Below are 18,028 nucleotides of genomic sequence, written 5' to 3'. Positions count from 1 at the left end.
GTCCCTGCTAGTGCACGCGGAGCAGAACCGGCCAGGTCTTCGGGCCGACGATCCCGTCGTCGTCGACGCCGCCCCAGCGCTGAACCGCCTTCACGGCCGCCTCGGTCGCGTCGTCGAACCGGCCCGACATCTTGATCTCCGGGTGGCTGCGCGCCATGAGCAGCCCCTGCAGGCTCTGCACGTGCTCACCCGAGTCGCCCTTGTTCAGTTCGGGAAGCTTCTTCACCAAGTCCTCCGTCCAGTTGCCCCCGCCGTACGCGGGACGTCCGTAACCGGCGATCACGCTGGAATTCCTGACGCGGCGCTTCACCGCGTCGCTGGTGTTGGCCTCGATGGTCTGCAGGCGCCCGCCGCCGAGGACCCTCTCGACCACGCCGACGTGGTCGATGGCGCCGATGGCGTTGGTGGCGCCCCAGTCGAAGAAGACGATGTCGCCGGGCTTGGCCTGGTTGACGCTCGCGGTCGTCCCGCTGTGCCAGCGCCCGGCCTTCTGGAAGTCCTGCGCGTGCCAGACCGTGTAGGCGCGGTCGCCGCCGGGCAGGACCGCCGACGTGTTCCCGCTGTGCCGGGCCCAGTAGGTGATGGCCATGTCGCACCAGGACGCGCGCAGGAACTCGTCCCCGTGCCTGGAGGCGTACTCGCGTGTGATCTTGTTCGGCCGGCCCGAGGTGCCGATCCACTTGCGGGCCTCGGCGATCATCCCCGCCGCGCTCATCCGGATTCCTCCCCGCGGAAGTACCCGTCGACGGGCTCGCCGTACAGCTCGGCGAGGATCTGCTCCTCGTCGGACTCGGTGGACTGGTGGGCGCCCGGATTGACGTCCACCTCGTCCATGAGTGCCGCTTCTGCGCTATCTGTTCTGTTCTGGGGGGTCACGTGCTCCTCCTGGAGCCTTTGTCTCCGCCGTCCCGTTCCGTAAGGGACTCCCTACCGACCGTAATGGGGTGACCCCTTACTTCTCTGGCTTTCGCCCCAAATCAAACCCGAGCGCGGTATCTGCCTCTCCAGCAGGTAAGAGTTTCGGCAACCTGGTGGTTCGCCGCGCCCTTGGAGCGTGCGAAACCCGGCAGTTCCGGGGAAGAGGCGTTCTATGTTCTTTTTCTCGTCCCGACTGGGATGTCTCGGTTCGCTGGCCGTGACCCTCGTCCTGACCTGGTTCGCGTACCTGATCCTCAGCCGCTGAGGGCCGGGGCTTCAGCCGCTGCGCTCCTGGCGGCAGGTGCTGCGGATCTCCTCGGTCGCCTGGGCGAACCGGAACGTCTCCTCGTCGGACATCCTGTCCTTGCCGCCGGAGGCGATGACGGTGTCGACCTGCTCGGCGAGGTCGTCGTCCTGCAGATCGGGACGGACCTTGCGGAGCGCGTCGAGGACCTGCTCGGCGCTCGGATCCGGGGTCCTCGCCAGCGCGGCCGAGATCTTCGCGCAGTCGGCCTTGCGCTCGGCGGCGCCGTCCGAGCAGCCCACCAGGACAGGGCCGCCCCCGAGGGCGAGGCAGAGAACCACCGAGGCGTAGGCGCGCTTCACGCCGACGATGGTCCCACGAACGGTCTCAGCGCCGGGGCGTAAGAGCCTGGCTGTAGAGGGCCTTGCCGTCGAGGTCCCGCAGATGGACGGTCAGTGTCTCGGTGTGCGCGTCGATCTCCACGTCGCCGAAGAATTGGTAGCCCTCGGCAGGCGAGGTGTTGGCCCGCGGCGGCGCCTGCACGAACTTGAGCTGCGGGCCGAACGTCCCTTCGAGCCTGTTGGGGCCGAAGGCGCCGGCGTTGAGGGGGCCGGAGACGAATTCCCAGAACGGATCGAAGTCGCCGAACCCCGCCTTGGACGGGTCGTAGAAATGCGCCGCCGTGTAATGGACGTCCGCCGTCAGCCAGACCATGTTCCGGACGCGGTGCCGCCGCGCGTAGGAGAGCAGATCGGCGATCTCCCGCTCGCGGCCCAGCGGCGCGCCGTCATCGCCCTGCGCGACGCCTTCCTGCGCGGCGGAGCCGTCGGGGACGATCAAGCCGATCGGCAGGTCGGCCGCCATGACCTTCCAGGTCGCCGTCGAGCGGCGGAGCTCGCGCTTCAGCCACGCCGACTGCTCGGCGCCGAGGAGCGCGTTCTCCTGCGCCGGGGAGTTGTTGGCGTCGTTCGGCGACTTGTAGGTGCGCATGTCGAGGACGAAGACGTCCAGCAGCGGCCCGTAGGAGATGCGGCGGTAGATGCGCCCGGTGCGCGACGACCGCATCGGCGTGTACTCGAAGGCGGCGCGGCGGGCGTGGGCGGCCAGGACGTCCACGCGCTTCTCGGTGTACTGGGGAAGATCGAGGATCTCGCCCGGATACCAGTTGTTCACGGTCTCGTGGTCGTCCCACTGGTAGATCATCGGGACGCGTGCGTTGAAGGCCCTGAGGTTGGCGTCCAGCAGGTTGTAGCGGAACTGGCCGCGAAATTCGGCAAGGGTCTGCGCGACGGCCGACTTCTCCGGCGTCACGAGGTTGCGCCACGTCCGGCCGTCCGGCAGCGGCACCGTTTCGGCGAGCGGGCCGTCGGCGTAGACGAAGTCGCCGCTGCACAGGAAGAAGTCGGGATCGACGGCGGCCATCGCGTTGAAGATCCGGAAGCCGCCGAGGTCGGGGTTGATGCCCCAGCCCTGGCCCGCGAGGTCGCCCGACCAGACGAAGCGGACGTCCCGGCGGCGGTGCGGCGGCACGGTGTGGAGCGGCACGGTGTGGAGCGGCGGCGTGCGGAAGCGTCCCGTCACCGGCTCGGACGTCAGACCGGCGCGGTCGAGGTCGGCGAGCCGGACGCGGTAGTGCAGCTCCTCGCCGTCCGGGAGGCCGCGCAGGAGCGTCTTGCCGGTGAGGTCGGTCCCGGGCGTCAGGACGGGCCCGTGCACCGTCCGGGCATGGCGGAAGTCGGGGCGGCGGCTCACCTCCACCAGCATCCGCGCGGGACGGTCGGAGCGCACCCACACCACGCCCTCGTGTGCCGTCACGTCGCCGCTCTGCACGCCGTGCGTGAGCCGCGGCCGGCCGCTGCGCACGAGCGCCGCCGCCGTGCGCGTCCCCGCGCCCGCCGATCCGCCGCCGAGCAGGGCGATCGCCGCCCCGCCCGTCGTGGCGAGGCCACCGCGCAGCACGCTTCGACGGTCCATGAACGCTCCATCCCTCGTTCCCGTGTTCCGGAGGCATGATCCGCGCGCCGGGCGGATCTTCGGTGGACACCCGGTGATCGGCTTGACAAGGTTCGGTTACCGAGTGTCTCCTTGGACGCATGTCGGCGCGCACCCTCTACTGCCCCGTGGCCCTCGGCCGCGTGGCCAGCGCGCTGTGTCCTTCGTGTTGTCGCTGAAGCCGATTCGCCTTCCCTTTCCAGCAGACACACGAATACGAAGGACCTCCCATGGACCTTTCCGTGGCTCCCGACATCACGATGCTCGGCCAGGACGACCCGCATGACCGCGCGCTCACCCTCCGCCCTCCGACGGTGGGGCAGCTCGCCACCCGGGTCGCCGACCTCGCCGGGCGCCCCGCCGAATGGTGGCGGCTCGTCGACTTCGACGCCTCCGGCCCCGTGCACGTCGAGCTGGCCGGGCTGGTGTGGCTCACCACCTGGCCGCCCGGCCACGGCGGGACCGTGCACGGGCAGGTCAGCACGCTGATCGCGGGCGAGCTGGCGGAGGTGACGATCGCGGCGTGCGGCGTCACCGAACGGCCGCTGCGGGCCAACCGGGTCAGGGTGCACGGCGGGCCGCACACCGCCCTGACCAATCCCGGGCCCGCGTACGCCGTCAGCCTCCACGCGGGCACCACGCCCCCGTCAGGACGCTCAGCAGCGTGATCGGGCCCCGTCCGCGGGGGTCAGCGCAGGTCGCGGCGGCGTGACCGGGTCAGCACCCGGACCGTGCCGACCACGCCGAGGCCGGTCAGCCCCACCGACAGCAGCGTCGTCACGGACAGGACGTTCTCGTCGGCCAGGCCGTCCGCGAGGAACAGTCCCGCGAGGGCCAGGAAGAACAGCCCGGTGACGGGCCCCGCCGGATCGAACCGGCGCCGTCGCCGTTCGGGTGGCTTCCGCATCTCCGTCCTCCCCATGTCAGCCACGGTGCACGTTCACGTCGCCGACCTTGCCGCGTATCCGCAGGACGATCACCGGAGGGTTGCCGTCCGGGGCGCCGTCGGGTTCCAGCGTCCGGATGACCTTGGCGCGCGGGCCGCCGGTCGTCCGGTTGTCGACGTTCACGTCACCGAGCGCGATCCGCGCGTCCACCTGGACGCGGGCCGTGCGCGGCACGCGGACGGCCAGCCCGCCGAGCGTCACCTCGGCCTCGATCGCGACGCGCTGCCCGGCGGCCAGCCGGAGCGAGGTGAGATCGAGATCGCCCTGCCCGACACCGACCTTGTAGACCTGGTCCGTCTGCGTGACGTCCGTCGGGCGCCACTCGACCTCGCCGTACTCGGCGTTGCGCGGCGCCTCGCCCGCGACCGTGGTGGTCAGCATGGCCAGGGTCAGCACGGTGCCCGCCGCCGCGAGGCCACGGGTGCGGAACCAGCCGCCGACGACCATGCCGATCCCGATGACCGCGAGCGCGGGCGCCATGACGATCAGCGTGGAGTCCGGGTAGGGGTGGCTCCGCGCGACCGGGATCATCGCGGCCCCGGCGGCCATGGCGGCGAGCAGCGAGATCGTGGCGACGGGAGAGCGGCCGGAGCAGCCCGAGCCGCCGGAGCGCTTGTCCGGGCGGTCGTCCTTCCGGTCGCCCGGCGGGGTGTCGGCCTGCGCCGCCGAGTACGCGGCCAGATCGATCATGCCCGCGGGCAGGCCGCTGCCGCCAGGCGTGGCCTCTGCGCCCTTGGAAGACCCTGCGCCCTGAGAAGACGATGCGCCCTTGAACAGGGACACGCCGCCGCCGGCGGTCCCCGGCTTCGCCGGATCCGCGGACGGCGCCGGCGGGTGCCCGGCCAGCCGCTCCGGGACGGACCGCGCCACCGCCACCAGGTCCACGCCCCGCGAGTGCGCGACCAGCAGCGCCAGCCCGAACACGACCAGCAGCGCGATCGTGTCGGTGACCTCGGCGCCGAACAGGCTGAACACGACGCCCGCGGCCAGCAGCGCGCCGAGGGCCGTCAGCACGGCCGCCGCGTCGAACCAGCGCTTGAACAGCTGCTCCGCGATCGACGACCGGCCCGCGCTCGGCGGCATCAGCAGCGCGGCCGCGACATAGAGGAAGACGCCCTGGCCGTGCGCGAGGACCAGGACCGCGAACCCCACGCGGAAGACGACCGGGTCGATGCCGGTGTAGCGGCCGAGGCCGCTGCACACGCCGGCCAGCATGCGCCATCCGCCGTCCCGCGCCAGCCGCTGGTATCCCTGGACGTACTGGTGCCCGGCCTCGTGCCGTCCGCCCTCGTGGCGGCCGCTTTCCTGCTCGCTGCCCATGACGACCATCCTGACGTGCACGTCGCGCACGCGGTATCGGGGACGTCCCTGAGCCGACCCTGAGGGAAGCCCGGGGTGCGCCCCTGATGCGGTCAGCGGCCCTGCATGTGACGATCATTTACGTGGGAGAACCTTGGGAAGGGCTGCGGTGAGCGAGGACAGGGCAGCGGACCGGCTCGGCGCGACGGCCGCCACGTCCGCCACGTCCGCGCCGGGTGCGACGGCCATTTCCGCCGCGCCGCCGACGCCGGACGCCTCCGGACGGCTGCAGCGCACCACCGGAGGCAAGCTCATCGCCGGGGTGTGCAGCGGCCTGGCCGTGCACCTCGGCATCGAGGTGCTGATCGTCCGCGCCGCGTTCGTGCTGCTGACGGTGGCGAGCGGGCTCGGCGTCGCCGCCTACATCGCGTTCTGGATCCTGATCCCCGCGCCCGCGAAGCCCGAGGCTCTTGAGACGCCCGAGGAGGCGGCGCCCGCGGGGTCGGTGACCTCGGTGGACACCCGGCGGCGCGGCCGGGACTGGGGCCAGCTGCTGGCGTACGCGGCGGTCACGCTGGGCCTTGCGGTGCTCCCGTGGGGTGCGGCCGGGGCCGTCCAGTGGGCGCTGTGGCCGTTCGTCGTCGGCGGTGTCGGCGCGGCGATCCTCTGGCAGCAGGCCGACCGCGACCAGCGGCAGCGGTGGACGCTCCCGCTGCGGCAGCGCTGGCTGCGCAGCGTGCTCGGCCTCCTGCTGGTCGTCGGCGGCATCGGCGGGTTCGTCGCGCAGAAGGTCGAGGCCACCCAGGCCCGCTCCGTCGTCATCGCCATGCTGATCATCCTCACCGGGGTCGCGGTGATCGCGACGCCGTGGATGGTCCGGCTCTGGCAGGACCTCGACGCCGAGCGGCACGAGCGCATCCGCTCCCAGGAGCGCGCCGAGCTGGCCGCGCACATCCACGACTCGGTCCTGCACACGCTGACGCTCATCCAGCGGAACGCGCACGACACCCGGGAGGTGCAGCGCCTCGCCCGGTCGCAGGAGCGGACGCTGCGTACCTGGCTCTACCAGCCGCGCGCCGACCCCGACCAGACGTTCGCCGCCGCGATCCGCGAGGTCGCGGGGGAGGTGGAGGACGACCACGGCGTGCCGATCGAGATCGTCTGCGTCGGCGACACGGCGCTGGACGAGCGGCTCGGCGCCACGCTGCAGGCCGCGCGGGAGGCGATGGTGAACGCCGCGAAGTACGCCGAGGCGCCGTCGGTGTCGGTGTACGCGGAGGTGGAGGGCGACGAGGTCGCGATCTTCGTCCGGGACCGCGGCAAGGGATTCGACCTCGACCAGGTCCCCGGCGACCGGATGGGCGTCCGAGGGTCCATCATCGGACGTATGGAGCGCAACGGCGGCAAGGCCACCGTCCGGACGTCGCCGGGCGAGGGCACCGAAGTCCGGTTGGAGATAAAGAAGTCATGAGCGAGGCGTTGAAGAAGGTCGTGCTGGTCGACGATCACCAGATGTTCCGGACCGGCGTCAAGGCGGAGCTCGGCGGCGGCGTCGAGATCGTCGGGGAGGCCGGCGACGTGGACGAGGCCGTCTCGGTGATCCGCGCCGCGCGGCCGGACGTGGTCCTGCTGGACGTGCACCTGCCCGGCGGCGGCGGGATCGAGGTGCTGCGGCGGCTGCACGGCGCCGTGTCGTCGAAGTTCCTCGCGCTGTCGGTGTCGGACGCGGCCGAGGACGTGATCGGCGTCGTCCGGGGCGGGGCGCGCGGCTACGTCACCAAGACGATCTCCGGGCCGGAGCTCACCGACGCGATCGGACGGGTCGCCGACGGCGACGCCGTGTTCTCGCCGCGCCTGGCCGGATTCGTCCTGGACGCGTTCGCCGCCACCGACATGCCCGCCGTCGACCCCGAGCTCGACCAGATCACCCAGCGGGAGCGGGACGTGCTGCGGCTGATCGCCCGCGGCTACGCCTACAAGGAGATCGCCAAGGAGCTGTTCATCTCGGTCAAGACGGTCGAAACGCATGTCAGCAGCGTCCTGCGGAAGCTGCAATTGTCCAACCGGCACGAGCTGTCGCGCTGGGCCGCCGCCCGCCGCCTTGTCTGACCCGCCGAGGCCGCCTGGCCCGCGCCCGAAAACCACGCCCCGCTGGTCTCGAGCGAACCACAATGGATGCCCGTTCGGTGACATGGCGTAAACAATTTCGGGCCAAATGTAAGCAAATTGTCATATTCGTTTTCAGCGCATCATGATCGTCTCCGGTGCCGGGTGTGGGACAGTCCCTTTTCATGAGCTATCCCCCCGGACCCGGACAACCCGGTCCTGCTCCACATGATCCGTTCCAACCTCCGCCCGCCCCGGGCGGACCCGGGGCCTACCCGCCGCCGCCCCTGCCCGGACAACCAGGACAACCCGGCCCGCCCGGCCCGCCTGGTCCTTCCGACTACGGACGGCAGTCCCAGGACGGCAAGACCAACGGCATGGCCATCGCCGCCTTCGTCACCGGCCTGCTCGGCTGCTTCGGCATCGTCGGCCTCGTCCTCGGGGTCATCTCCCTCAAGCAGATCGGGGAGCGCGGCGGCAAGGGCCGCGGTCTCGCGATCGCCGGGATCATCCTGTCGTGCCTGTGGCTCGTCGGCGGCGGCATCGCCGGCTTCGCGCTGCGCGACTCCGGCTCCGGTACGTCCACGATCGGCAACCCCGGCACGGCCCGCCCCACTCCCGGGCAGACCAAGCCGCAGGAGGTCGGCGTGCAGACGATGAAGGTCGGCGACTGCATCAACGACGACAAGGTCGCCTCCAACACCACCGGCGAGTCCGTCGAGGTCGAGAGCGTCAAGATCGTCCCGTGCCAGGGGCCGCACCACGGCGAGGTGCTGGCCGTCTTCAAGCTGCCCGGCGACATCCTGCCGTCGGAGAACCAGCTGAGCCGGCTGGCCGAGGAAGGCTGCCAGAAGCGCATCGGCGGCAAGATCAGCCGCGACCCGGCGGCCAACTCGCTCGCCACCTCCATGTACTACCCGACGCTCGAGCTGTGGATGTCGGGCAAGCGCGATGTCACCTGCGTCGTCGTGCACGCCACCGAGGGCAAGAAGCTCACCCGCCCCCTCCGCGGCTGACGGACCGGTTCCTTCGCTGGGCGGCCGGCCCGCCGCCTGGCCCGAACCTCCGGACCACGCCCGAGTTCTAGGGACGCGAGGTCTAGGGACGTGAGACGCGCAGGGCGTCCACCACCATGTCCGAGACGTGCTCGACCGTGGCCACCCCGGCCTCCATGGTCGGGCTGTCGCCGCTGCACACCGCGATGAGGAAGTCGTGATCGCGTCCGGTGATGCGGCCGATGCTGTTCACCGCCCAGCCGTTCCCCTGGTCGTGGACCGGCGTCCACCCGTTCTTCAGCGCCACCCGCTCGCCCGGAAGCGCCGCCGCGCTGATGCCCCACGCCTGCTCGGCCACGACGGAGCCCATCAGGCCGAGGATGTACCGGCGGCCGGACGCCTCGATCGGGCTCCTGTCCGACGTCAGGTTCGTGAGCAGCCGGACCTGGTCGGCCGGGCTCGTCCAGGACGACCCCCACGACGTGGCGAACGGCTTCGTGTCCGTCATCCCGAACCGCTTGTTGGCCTTCCGGACGCCCGCGCTGAGACCCGCGGCCGAGTACAGGGCGTCCGCCGCCGTGTTGTCGCTCTCCCGGATCATCTGGCTCGCCAGATCGCGCTGGCCGTCCGACAGCCCCAGGTCGCGCTCCCCGCTCGCCGGGTTCAGCCCGCGCCCGCCGCCGGTCGCCGGGCCCCGGCCGGCGCGCTGCTGCCGCTGCAGGAGCAGGCTCGCCAGGATGTCGACCTTCATGACGCTGGCGCTGACGAAGTCGCCCTTCTCGTTCTCCCCGAAGGACAGGCCCGTGCGCAGGTCGGTGGCCATCACGCCCGCCTTGCCCGGACGCCCCCCGAGGTAGGCCCGGACGGTCCGGCGCAGCCCCGCCCGGTCGAACGGCCGGGCCCCGGCCACGTCCGCTCCGCGTCCGGCCGCCGGGCTCCCGATCGACTGCGTGGCGCCCATGACGGCGCCCTTGCGCTGCGGCACGTCGGAGACGAGCTGGTGGACGGTGAGTCCCGCCCCGGTGGCGCCCGCCGCGACGGCGAGCGCGATGATATGGCGTCGCATCGATCCCCCCGAATTCGTGCGACTTCCCCCGACTCATGCGGGGCTTCTCCGCGAAACCGCGCTGCTGCACGGCGCCGCCGCAGATCAGCAGGCGCCGCCGCAGGTCGGCGAGCGCCGGTCAGCGCGGCGGTCAAAGGGCGCCGATCACAGCGCCTCGCTCACAGGGCGCAGGTCAGCGCGGCGGTCACAAGGCGCAGGTCAGCGCGCCGGTCACAGGGCGCCGGGCAGGCGGGCCGGGCAGCCGGGTTCGCAGTGCTCGGAATGCCGCGCCACGCGGCGGGCGTACGCGCCGAACCGGCGGCGCAGCAGCGCCCGGGTCAGCGAGCCGGTGCCCGGGAACCCGTGGAACGCGCCGCGCCAGCGGATCAGCGTGCCCGCGGCGTGCGGCTCCAGCAGGACGTCGGCCCGGAAGCGGCGCGTCGGCGGCGCGGCGAGCACCAGGCACGCGACGAGCGCCGGGTAGCTCGCGAGCGCGGTGTACCCGTAGTGCCGCGGCGGATCCCAGGCCACGACCTCCTCGCGCCGCGCCGGGACGTACCGGACGGCCCCGATCCCGTTCGGATGCTCCTCGCCCGCGGACTCCCGCCTCGCGCGCGTCCAGAACCCGCCCCACTCGGCCCACGCCTCCGGCACGCACAGATGCTTGAAGATCACGTCCGGCGCGGCGCGGGAGGTGGCGGTGGCCTCGACCTCCTGCGCCCCGTCGCCCTCCCGAGCCCCGTCGCTCCCCTGCGGCATGTCAACCCCCCGAGTTCCGTCACATGGGGTACATGCCCGATCTGCTCTTCATTACGGCGCGTGAGTGAACATATTTGACGAGTGATGACCGTCGATCACCCGCTCCGGCAACGTCGATCACTTGCGCGGGCGGCCCGCTCGGGCGGCCCGCTCAGGCGGTGTCGATGACCTGGAACGACTCGGCCAGCCGGCCCGCCGGCAACCCGGCCGCGGCGGCGTTGCCCGTCAGCCAGCCGCGCAGCATCTCCGGCAGCTCGTCGCCCATGTGCCCGGTCTGGCTGGCATGCGCCCGCAGCGCGTTCACCTTCCGGTCGAACCGCTCGGTGATGTCGACGTAGTGGTTCGCGGTGGGCCCGCCGGTGAACCACACCTCGCGCGCCGTCCAGGCGCCGAGGCCCTCGTCGGCGAGCAGCTCGGGGAACGCGTACGGGTTGCGCGCGTCCGGGTAGACGGCGTCGAGCGCGGCCGAGCCGACCGCCCGGTGGTCGGGGTGGCTCGGATAGATCCGCTCGTAGTTGCGTTCCGGGCTCGGCATCAGCACCCGGTCCGGCCGCACCTGCCGGATGACGCGCGCGATGTCGCGGCGCAGCTCCAGCGTGGCCTCGACGCGCCCGTCCGGATAGCCGAGCCACCGGACGTCGCTCACCCCGACGCACTTGGCCGCCGCGCGCTGCTCCTCGCGCCGCAGCACGCCCATCTCCGCGCGCGTGATCCCGTCGTCGAACCCGCCCGCGTCGCCGTCGGTGACCATGAGGTACACGACCTCGATGCCCCGGTCCGTCCAGCCCGCCACCGTTCCGGCGGCGCCGAAGTCGACATCGTCGGGATGCGCCATCACTGCCAGGATCCGCTGCAGCTCGCCGTCGTCCAGAACATCGGTCACGTTTCAACTGTAAGGACTCTGAACCGTAACTGGTACACCCGGAGATCAGCAGAGATCTATATGGGGATGATCGGTGATTGGGTCTGGGACGTCCGCCCACGCCAGGGTAGAGCTGATACATGCGCAAACTCATCAACGCCCCGGCGGACGTGGTCACCGACGCGCTGCGCGGCCTGGCCGCCGCGCATCCCTCGCTGAAGGTCGACCCGGACGTCGGGACGGTCGTGCGGGCGGACGCGCCGCGCGCCGGGAAGGTCGCCCTGGTGTCGGGCGGCGGGTCCGGGCACGAGCCGCTGCACGCCGGATTCGTCGGCCACGGGATGCTCGACGCGGCCTGCTGCGGCGCGATCTTCACCTCTCCGGTGCCGGACCAGATCGTCGCGGCGACGATGGCGGTGAACGGCGGCGCCGGCGTCGTCCATCTAGTGAAAAACTATACAGGCGATGTAATGAATTTCCAGATGGCCGCCGAGCTGGCCGAGGACGAGGACATCGAGGTCACCTCCGTCATCGTGGACGACGACGTCGCCGTCGAGGACAGCACGTTCACCGCCGGGCGGCGCGGCACCGGCGCCACCCTGTTCGCCGAGAAGATCGCCGGTGCGCTCGCCGAGGAGGGCGCCGGCCTCGCCGCCGTGGCGGCGGTGGCGCGCGAGGTGAACGAGCGCAGCCGGTCGTTCGGCGTGGCGCTGTCGTCCTGCACCGTGCCGGCCTCCGGGGCGCCCACGTTCGAGCTGGGCGAGGACGAGATGGAGCTCGGCATCGGCATCCACGGCGAGCCGGGCCGCGAGCGGGTCAAGGCCGGCACCGCCGTGGAGATCGTGGACGCGGCGCTGAGCGCGATCGACGCCGACATGCCGCTGTCGGGGTCCGAGGTGCTGGTGCTGGTCAACGGCATGGGCGGGACCCCGCTCATCGAGCAGTACGTCGCCTACGCGGCCGCGGCCGAATGGCTGGACGGGCACGGCGCGACCGTCGCCCGCCGGTTGGTCGGGCCGTTCGTGACGAGCCTGGAGATGGCCGGATGCATGATCAGCGTGTGCCGCCTGACGCCGGAGCTGACCCGCCTCTGGGACGCCCCCGTCGAGACGCCCGGGCTGCGGTGGGGCCGATGAACGCGGGCGACTCCATGAACGTCGCGGACCTCGTGTCCTGGATCAGGCACGCCGCCGACCTGATCTCCGCCGACGTCGACCGGCTCACCCGGCTGGACGCGGCCATCGGCGACGGCGACCACGGCCACAACCTCGACCGCGGCTTCCGCGCCGCCACCGAGGCCGTGTCAGGCGGGACGCTCCCCGGCGACGCTTCGCCGGACAAGGTGCTGGTCGCCGCGGGCCTGGCCATCCTGTCCAAGACGGGCGGCGCGTCCGGCCCCCTCTACGGGACGGCCCTGCGCCGCGCCGGCAAGGCCCTAGGCGAAGCCGCCCCTGACGCCGCCCTCGACGCCGGTTCCGACACCGCCCCCAACGGCGCCGGGGTGGACGCAGCCGCGCTCGGCACCGCGCTCCGGGCCGCGCTGGACAGCGTCCAGAACCTCGGAAAGGCGGCGGAGGGCGAGAAGACGATGATCGACGCGCTCGCCCCGGCCGTCGCGGCCTACGAGACCGCCCTCGCGGCCGGCTCCGGCCTCGCGGCCTGCGTGCGCGCCGCCGCCGACGCCGCGGCGGCGGGCGCCGAAGCGACCGTCCCCATGCAGGCGCGCAAAGGCCGTGCCAGCTACCTGGGCCCGCGAAGCGTCGGGCACATGGACCCCGGCGCGGCCTCCACCGCCCTGATCCTGCGCGCGCTGGCCGATGTCACGGGGGAGGGGTGATGGTCGGGATCGTGATCATCTCCCACAGCCGGACGCTCGCGGAGGGCGTCGCCGAGGTGGCCCGCTCGATGGGCGTCGGCAAGGCGGTCGTGGAGCCCGCCGGCGGCGACCTGGAAGGACGGCTCGGCACAAGCATCGACCTCGTCGAGACCGCCGTCGCGGCGGCGGACGGCGGCGACGGCGTGCTGCTGCTCGCCGACATCGGCAGCTCCGTCCTCACCGCCAGGATGCTCATCGAGGACGCCGGCGGCGAGGACCTGCTGCTCGCGGACGCGCCGCTGGTCGAGGGCGCGATCGCCGCGGCCTCCCTGGCCGCGACCGGCGCGGACCTGGCCGCCGTGCGAGCCGCCGCGGAATCCGCCTACGACCACCGGAAAACCCACTGACCCGGGGCCTGGGACGGGACGGGACGGGACGGAGGGTCCTACTCGGACGCGGCGTTGAGGAGGACGTCGAGGAGCGACGAATCACCCATCGGGTCTTCCTGCACCTCGTACACGCGGATCTTCCCGCCGGGCTCGTCCTCGACGCTGATCCGGTAGACGAAAAGGTCGGCACCGATGTTGCGGCCCTCGTCACCGCGCTCCCGTGCGGCGTCGAGCGCGTCCAGCGCCTCCCGGACGCGCTCGGCCCGCCCGGCGGGAAGGTCGGCGAGGTCGTACAGCGCGACGAGCTCTTCAAGGCCGGCGAATCCGCCGGTTCTTTCGATCTTCACGCGCATGTCCTGCCGCACCTTCCCGCCGGTTCTCCTGCCGCCTACTTGCTGAAGGCCCGGCGCAACTCGTCGAGATCATCACGGAGGATGTCATCGTCCTCCAGCGACCCGCGCTTGGCCAGCTTTTCGGCGTCGACGACCTGATACTCGGGCATCTGCATCGTCCCGCAGCAGCGGGACCTGTCCTGCTCGGCCCGCAGGCTCGCCGACAGCTCGTCGAGCGCGTCGACCTCCGTGACGTCGTGCCCGTCGCCGGTGTAGTCGGCCTCCGTCATCTTCATCCGGCCGCTCATCAGGTCTGTCAGCGGCGTCACCGCCGTCGTGACCTCCCGGACGGCGAACCGGTTGCGGATGAACGTGCGGTAGATCGCCGGGTCGCTGCGGCTCGCCGAGATCTGCAGCATCTTGTTCGCCACGTCCACGTACCGCGCGCCGGTCGCCGGGGCCGCCACGATCGCGTCGAACACCAGCCGGCACAGCGCGGACGCCGTCTCGATCAGCACGACCGACGGGTCCTTGGTGCGCCGTTGCCGCGCCATCTCGAACGCGAAGACGTCCGCGAGCACGTCGTAGATCGCGCCCGTGAACACCTGCGAGATCGCGTGCACCTCGTTGCCGACCTGGCTGAGCTTGAGGTCGTTGTCGGCGTTGCGCAGCCCGCCCGGCATGCCGAGCGCCCGGCCGAACTCCTCGGCGACGTCCGCCAGGAACGACTTGTCGTGCAGGTTCGCCTTGGTGAGCGCGACGAGCGCCTCCGCCTGGTCCGGCTGCGCCAGCGCCAGGAAGATCGCCGTGAGGTCGCCGAACGACTCGTGCAGCCCGCCCGTCTGCGGCGGCCCGGCCGCCGACAGCCAGCCCGGCTTGAGCCCGTCGAGGAGCGCGTGGCCCGTCTCGTGCGCGACGATGTCGAACGACCGGCAGGTGTGGACGACCCGCGTCGGGGGCTGCCCCTCCGGGGTGAAGAACAGGAACTTCAGCGCCTTCGCCGTCCGGCTGTAGAACGCGTTCGCGCCGACCCCGGCACGCGGGAACACCGAGAGGCGGTCGGTGTTGCCGCCCACGTTCCACGCGAACGGGATCGGGTTGCCGCCGTTGTGCCGCTCGTACATGGCGATGGCCTGCCGGACGACCGCGAACGTGTGCGCGCAGTCGAACTGCGGGGTGCCGGGGGCGAACACGAAGTCGCCGTTGACGTTGCGGGCCACCGGGGTGACGCCCTGCATCTCCGTCCGGACCCGCGCGTCCGTCGGCCCGTTCAGCACCACGGTCGGGACGTAGGCCAGCCGCGCGCCGAGCTCGGTGACCGACGGGTCCTGCTTGTAGATCAGGAAGCGGTGACCGGTCCGCACCGGCACCGGGACGGGCACCGGCCGGGGGACGGCCTGCGGAGCCGCCGGGACCGCCCCGCGCAGCGCGGCGGTCCGGGACACCGGTCCCGGACGTTGTGCCGGCACCTCGATCTGCGTCGCTCCGGCGGTCTGGCTCTCCTGGAAGTCTTGCTGGTGGATCGTCATCGAAGCCACCTCCCTTTACGGTGCGCGAGTCCCTGTTGACCCTGCGCTCCCGGGGGTGGACACGCCTGTCCGAGCCTGCTGTATGCATGGCGTTCGCTATACGCCGCTGGAGGCGGTGCTCTGTGTACGGCGCGCGCCGTGTGGCTCTGGAGTACGGGCCGGCCGGGTCCGGCGGGTCGTGTCCGCCCCGTCGCGCCAAACGCTCCGCCGGTCAGGAGATCGAGTCAAGCCAGGGGGTTCAAAAGGCCTGTCATCTGTCCACATGCTGCCGCGGGACGTCCACATGTTGCCAAGGGGGGTGACAAGCCGCGGAGTCGTGCAGGTGCGGGTCGGGTAGGCGCGATCGGGGTGCGGGGGAGTGGAGACGCCGAAATCGTCGGTGTGGAGCCGTAGACTCGCACGTGATGTCGAAGACCGAAGCCAACCCCTTGCTCGACGGGCTCAATCCGCAGCAGCGCGAGGCCGTGCTGCACTCCGGTGGGCCGTTGCTGATCGTCGCGGGCGCCGGATCGGGCAAGACCCGGGTCCTGACCCACCGCATCGCCCACCTGCTCGGCGAGCGGGAGGTGCACCCCGGCCAGATCCTCGCGATCACCTTCACCAACAAGGCCGCGGCCGAGATGAAGGAACGGGTGGACGCGCTGGTCGGCCCGCGTTCGCGTGCCATGTGGGTGATGACGTTCCACTCGGCGTGCGTGCGCATCCTGCGCCGCGAGGCCAAGCGGCTCGGCTTCCCGACCAGCTTCTCGATCTACGACCAGGCCGACGCGAACCGCCTCATGGCGCTCGTCTGCCGCGAGCTCGACCTCGACCCGAAGCGGTACCCGCCGAAGGCGTTCAGCGCGCAGGTGTCGAACCTGAAGAACGAGCTGATCGACTACGAGACCTTCAAGGCGCGGGCGTCCACGCACATGGAGCAGACGCTCGCCGAGGCGTACGAGATGTACCAGGCGCGGCTCCAGCAGGCCGGCGCCATGGACTTCGACGACCTGATCATGATGACGGTCAACCTGCTGCAGGTCTTCCCCGAGGCCGCCGAGCACTACCGGCGCAGGTTCCGGCACGTCATGGTCGACGAGTACCAGGACACGAACCACGCGCAGTACGAACTCGTCCGCGAGCTGACCGCCCCCGTCGAGGGCATCGGCGCGGCCGAACTGTGCGTCGTCGGCGACGCCGACCAGTCGATCTACGCCTTCCGCGGCGCGACGATCCGCAACATCCTGGAATTCGAGCGCGACTACCCAGAAGCCACGACCATCCTGCTGGAACAGAACTACCGCTCCACGCAGACGATCCTGTCGGCCGCCAACGCCGTCATCGAGCGCAACGCCGACCGCAAGCCGAAGAAACTCTGGTCCGACCAGGGCGAAGGCCACAAGATCACCGGCTATGTCGCCGACAACGAACACGACGAGGCCGCGTTCGTCGCCCGCGAGGTCGACCGCCTCAGCGACGACGGCGACGCCCGCCCCGGCGACGTCGCCGTCTTCTACCGCACCAACGCGCAGTCCCGCGTCTTTGAAGAGGTCTTCATCCGCGTCGGCCTGCCGTACAAGGTCGTCGGCGGCGTCCGCTTCTACGAGCGCAAGGAGATCCGCGACGCGCTCGCCTACCTGCGCTGCCTCGCCAACCCCGAAGACGCCGTTTCCTTGCGCCGCATCCTGAACGTCCCGAAACGCGGAATCGGCGACCGCGCCGAGGCGTGCGTCGAGGCGTACGCGTCCCGCGAGCGCATCTCGTTCTGGCAGGCGCTGCGGGTGCCCGAGGACGTGCCCGGCATGGCGACCCGCTCGATCAACGCCGTCCGCGACTTCGTGGTCCTGCTGGACGAGCTGCGCGCCGCTGCCGAGTCGCTGACGCCCGCGGACTTGGTCGCCGAGATTTTGAAGGCGAGCGGATACCTGGCTGAACTGCAGGCGTCCAAAGACCCGCAGGACGAGACCCGCGTAGAGAACCTGCACGAACTTGAAGCCGTCGCGCGGGAATTCGAGGAGCGGTTGGATGGCGAGCCCGCCGAGGGCCGTCTCCCTGAGTTCCTGGAACAGGTGGCGTTGGTCGCCGACGCCGACTCAATCCCGGGCGGCGCGAAGGGTGGCCCGGTCCCGCCCGGTGAACAGCCGGAAGAGACGGAGGGCGGCGTCGTCACGCTGATGACGCTGCACACCGCCAAGGGCCTGGAGTTCCCCGTCGTCTTCCTCACGGGCATGGAGGACGGCGTCTTCCCGCACCTGCGTGCCATGAGCAACCCGAAGGAACTGGAAGAGGAACGCCGTCTCGCCTACGTCGGCATCACGCGCGCTCGGCAACGGCTGTACCTGTCGCGTGCCGCGATGCGCAGCGCATGGGGCGCGCCACAGGTCAACCCGCCGTCGCGATTCCTCGGAGAAGTGCCGAAGACGCTGGTGGACTGGGAGCGCGAGGCGTCGTCGACGTCTGGTTCGGCCATGGCTCAAATGGCGTCCAGGCCGGGCGTCCGGTCGCCTGGCAACCGCCCTGTTCCGTCTCTCGCGCCCGGCGACAAGGTAACCCACGACGCCTTCGGCCTGGGCACGGTCGTCTCCGTCTACGACGGCGGCCAAAAGGCCAGCGTCGACTTCGGCGGCGACTACGGCGTCCGGACGCTAGTCCTCCGCTACGCCACCATCGAGAAGCTCTAGCCTTTAAGTTTCAAAGGGCCTGAGCGTCTTTGTTCTATGTTTTTCTAGGTGGTTTCCTACGTTGTGTTCTGTGTTGTTTTCTGTGTTGTGTTCTAATGTTGTGGTTCTAGTGTTTTAGTGTTCTAGGGTTCGGGG

General features: G+C 71.2%; 19 protein-coding genes. 8 read left to right on the top strand and 11 right to left on the bottom strand.

Annotated elements, in window-relative coordinates; genetic code table 11:
- Window positions 1–7: 7 nt before the first annotated feature.
- The 4 genes from ACH34S_RS04860 to ACH34S_RS04845 form a co-directional block, all read right to left on the bottom strand.
- Window positions 8–715 carry a peptidoglycan-binding protein gene (locus ACH34S_RS04860; RefSeq protein WP_395951143.1) on the bottom strand — a complete coding sequence of 236 codons (708 nt, stop codon included), beginning with the start codon at window positions 713–715 and terminating at the stop codon, window positions 8–10.
- Window positions 712–834 (bottom strand): hypothetical protein, encoded by a 123-nt coding sequence (locus ACH34S_RS04855; protein ID WP_395951142.1) that lies wholly within the window; start codon window positions 832–834, stop codon window positions 712–714. The genes ACH34S_RS04860 and ACH34S_RS04855 overlap by 4 nt, the downstream gene beginning before the upstream one ends.
- A gap of 360 nt (window positions 835–1,194) precedes the next feature.
- Complete coding sequence (locus ACH34S_RS04850) at window positions 1,195–1,524, bottom strand: hypothetical protein (protein ID WP_395951141.1); 330 nt, start codon at window positions 1,522–1,524, stop codon at window positions 1,195–1,197.
- A 25-nt stretch (window positions 1,525–1,549) separates the two neighbouring features.
- A complete protein-coding gene (locus ACH34S_RS04845) occupies window positions 1,550–3,136 on the bottom strand; it encodes an alkaline phosphatase D family protein (RefSeq protein WP_395951140.1) in 1,587 nt (528 codons plus the stop codon).
- Window positions 3,137–3,384: 248 nt separating this feature from the next.
- Here ACH34S_RS04845 and ACH34S_RS04840 point away from each other — a divergent pair, with 248 nt between their 5' ends.
- Entirely contained in the window at window positions 3,385–3,822 is a 438-nt protein-coding gene (locus tag ACH34S_RS04840) for a cysteine dioxygenase (RefSeq protein WP_395951139.1), read from the top strand.
- Between the two features lie 20 nt (window positions 3,823–3,842).
- Here the strand turns inward: ACH34S_RS04840 and ACH34S_RS04835 are convergent, their stop codons facing one another.
- Window positions 3,843–4,061 carry a hypothetical protein gene (locus ACH34S_RS04835; RefSeq protein WP_395951138.1) on the bottom strand — a complete coding sequence of 73 codons (219 nt, stop codon included), beginning with the start codon at window positions 4,059–4,061 and terminating at the stop codon, window positions 3,843–3,845.
- A gap of 16 nt (window positions 4,062–4,077) precedes the next feature.
- Window positions 4,078–5,451, bottom strand: a complete 1,374-nt coding sequence (locus ACH34S_RS04830; protein WP_395951137.1) for a PspC domain-containing protein — start codon at window positions 5,449–5,451, stop codon at window positions 4,078–4,080.
- Window positions 5,452–5,647: 196 nt separating this feature from the next.
- Between ACH34S_RS04830 and ACH34S_RS04825 the strand changes: the two genes are divergently transcribed.
- The 3 genes from ACH34S_RS04825 (at window position 5,648) to ACH34S_RS04815 (ending at window position 8,522) form a co-directional block, all read left to right on the top strand.
- On the top strand, window positions 5,648–6,871 hold the full coding sequence (locus tag ACH34S_RS04825) for a PspC domain-containing protein (RefSeq protein ID WP_395951448.1): 1,224 nt from the start codon (window positions 5,648–5,650) through the stop codon (window positions 6,869–6,871).
- Complete coding sequence (locus ACH34S_RS04820; protein ID WP_395951136.1) at window positions 6,868–7,509, top strand: LuxR C-terminal-related transcriptional regulator; 642 nt, start codon at window positions 6,868–6,870, stop codon at window positions 7,507–7,509. Before ACH34S_RS04825 ends, ACH34S_RS04820 begins: the two co-directional genes overlap by 4 nt.
- A gap of 374 nt (window positions 7,510–7,883) precedes the next feature.
- Window positions 7,884–8,522, top strand: a complete 639-nt coding sequence (locus tag ACH34S_RS04815) for a DUF4190 domain-containing protein (protein WP_395951135.1) — start codon at window positions 7,884–7,886, stop codon at window positions 8,520–8,522.
- A gap of 82 nt (window positions 8,523–8,604) precedes the next feature.
- On the opposite strand, the gene ACH34S_RS04810 is transcribed toward ACH34S_RS04815, so the two are convergent.
- The 3 genes from ACH34S_RS04810 to ACH34S_RS04800 form a co-directional block, all read right to left on the bottom strand.
- Window positions 8,605–9,567 carry a serine hydrolase gene (locus ACH34S_RS04810; RefSeq protein ID WP_395951134.1) on the bottom strand — a complete coding sequence of 321 codons (963 nt, stop codon included), beginning with the start codon at window positions 9,565–9,567 and terminating at the stop codon, window positions 8,605–8,607.
- Between the two features lie 210 nt (window positions 9,568–9,777).
- Complete coding sequence (locus ACH34S_RS04805; RefSeq protein WP_395951133.1) at window positions 9,778–10,305, bottom strand: SRPBCC family protein; 528 nt, start codon at window positions 10,303–10,305, stop codon at window positions 9,778–9,780.
- 151 nt (window positions 10,306–10,456) lie between these two features.
- Window positions 10,457–11,140, bottom strand: a complete 684-nt coding sequence (locus ACH34S_RS04800) for a PIG-L deacetylase family protein (protein ID WP_395951447.1) — start codon at window positions 11,138–11,140, stop codon at window positions 10,457–10,459.
- A gap of 167 nt (window positions 11,141–11,307) precedes the next feature.
- Between ACH34S_RS04800 and dhaK the strand changes: the two genes are divergently transcribed.
- From dhaK to dhaM, 3 genes are read left to right on the top strand one after another with little or no spacing between them, the layout of a single operon-like run.
- A complete protein-coding gene (gene dhaK, locus ACH34S_RS04795) occupies window positions 11,308–12,303 on the top strand; it encodes a dihydroxyacetone kinase subunit DhaK (RefSeq protein WP_395951132.1) in 996 nt (331 codons plus the stop codon).
- Window positions 12,300–13,004 carry a dihydroxyacetone kinase subunit DhaL gene (dhaL, locus tag ACH34S_RS04790; RefSeq protein ID WP_395951131.1) on the top strand — a complete coding sequence of 235 codons (705 nt, stop codon included), beginning with the start codon at window positions 12,300–12,302 and terminating at the stop codon, window positions 13,002–13,004. The genes dhaK and dhaL overlap by 4 nt, the downstream gene beginning before the upstream one ends.
- The gene (gene dhaM, locus ACH34S_RS04785; RefSeq protein ID WP_395951130.1) at window positions 13,004–13,390 is read left to right on the top strand and encodes a dihydroxyacetone kinase phosphoryl donor subunit DhaM; all 387 of its coding nucleotides are present in this window, start codon (window positions 13,004–13,006) and stop codon (window positions 13,388–13,390) included. Before dhaL ends, dhaM begins: the two co-directional genes overlap by 1 nt.
- Window positions 13,391–13,428: 38 nt before the next feature.
- On the opposite strand, the gene ACH34S_RS04780 is transcribed toward dhaM, so the two are convergent.
- Both ACH34S_RS04780 and ACH34S_RS04775 read right to left on the bottom strand, forming a co-directional pair.
- Complete coding sequence (locus ACH34S_RS04780) at window positions 13,429–13,725, bottom strand: protealysin inhibitor emfourin (RefSeq protein ID WP_395951129.1); 297 nt, start codon at window positions 13,723–13,725, stop codon at window positions 13,429–13,431.
- 35 nt (window positions 13,726–13,760) lie between these two features.
- Window positions 13,761–15,233 (bottom strand): hypothetical protein, encoded by a 1,473-nt coding sequence (locus ACH34S_RS04775; protein ID WP_395951128.1) that lies wholly within the window; start codon window positions 15,231–15,233, stop codon window positions 13,761–13,763.
- A gap of 404 nt (window positions 15,234–15,637) precedes the next feature.
- On the opposite strand from ACH34S_RS04775, the gene pcrA reads away from it, so the two are divergent.
- Window positions 15,638–17,893: a DNA helicase PcrA gene (gene pcrA / locus ACH34S_RS04770; protein WP_395951127.1), complete on the top strand. Its 2,256-nt coding sequence runs from the start codon at window positions 15,638–15,640 to the stop codon at window positions 17,891–17,893.
- Window positions 17,894–18,028: the final 135 nt, after the last annotated feature.

It is taken from the genome of Actinomadura sp. 3N508, assembly GCF_044326375.1.
Lineage (GTDB): Bacteria > Actinomycetota > Actinomycetes > Streptosporangiales > Streptosporangiaceae > Spirillospora.
Note: the sequence above shows the minus strand (reverse complement) of the source record. Positions and strands in the feature narration are given on the sequence as shown.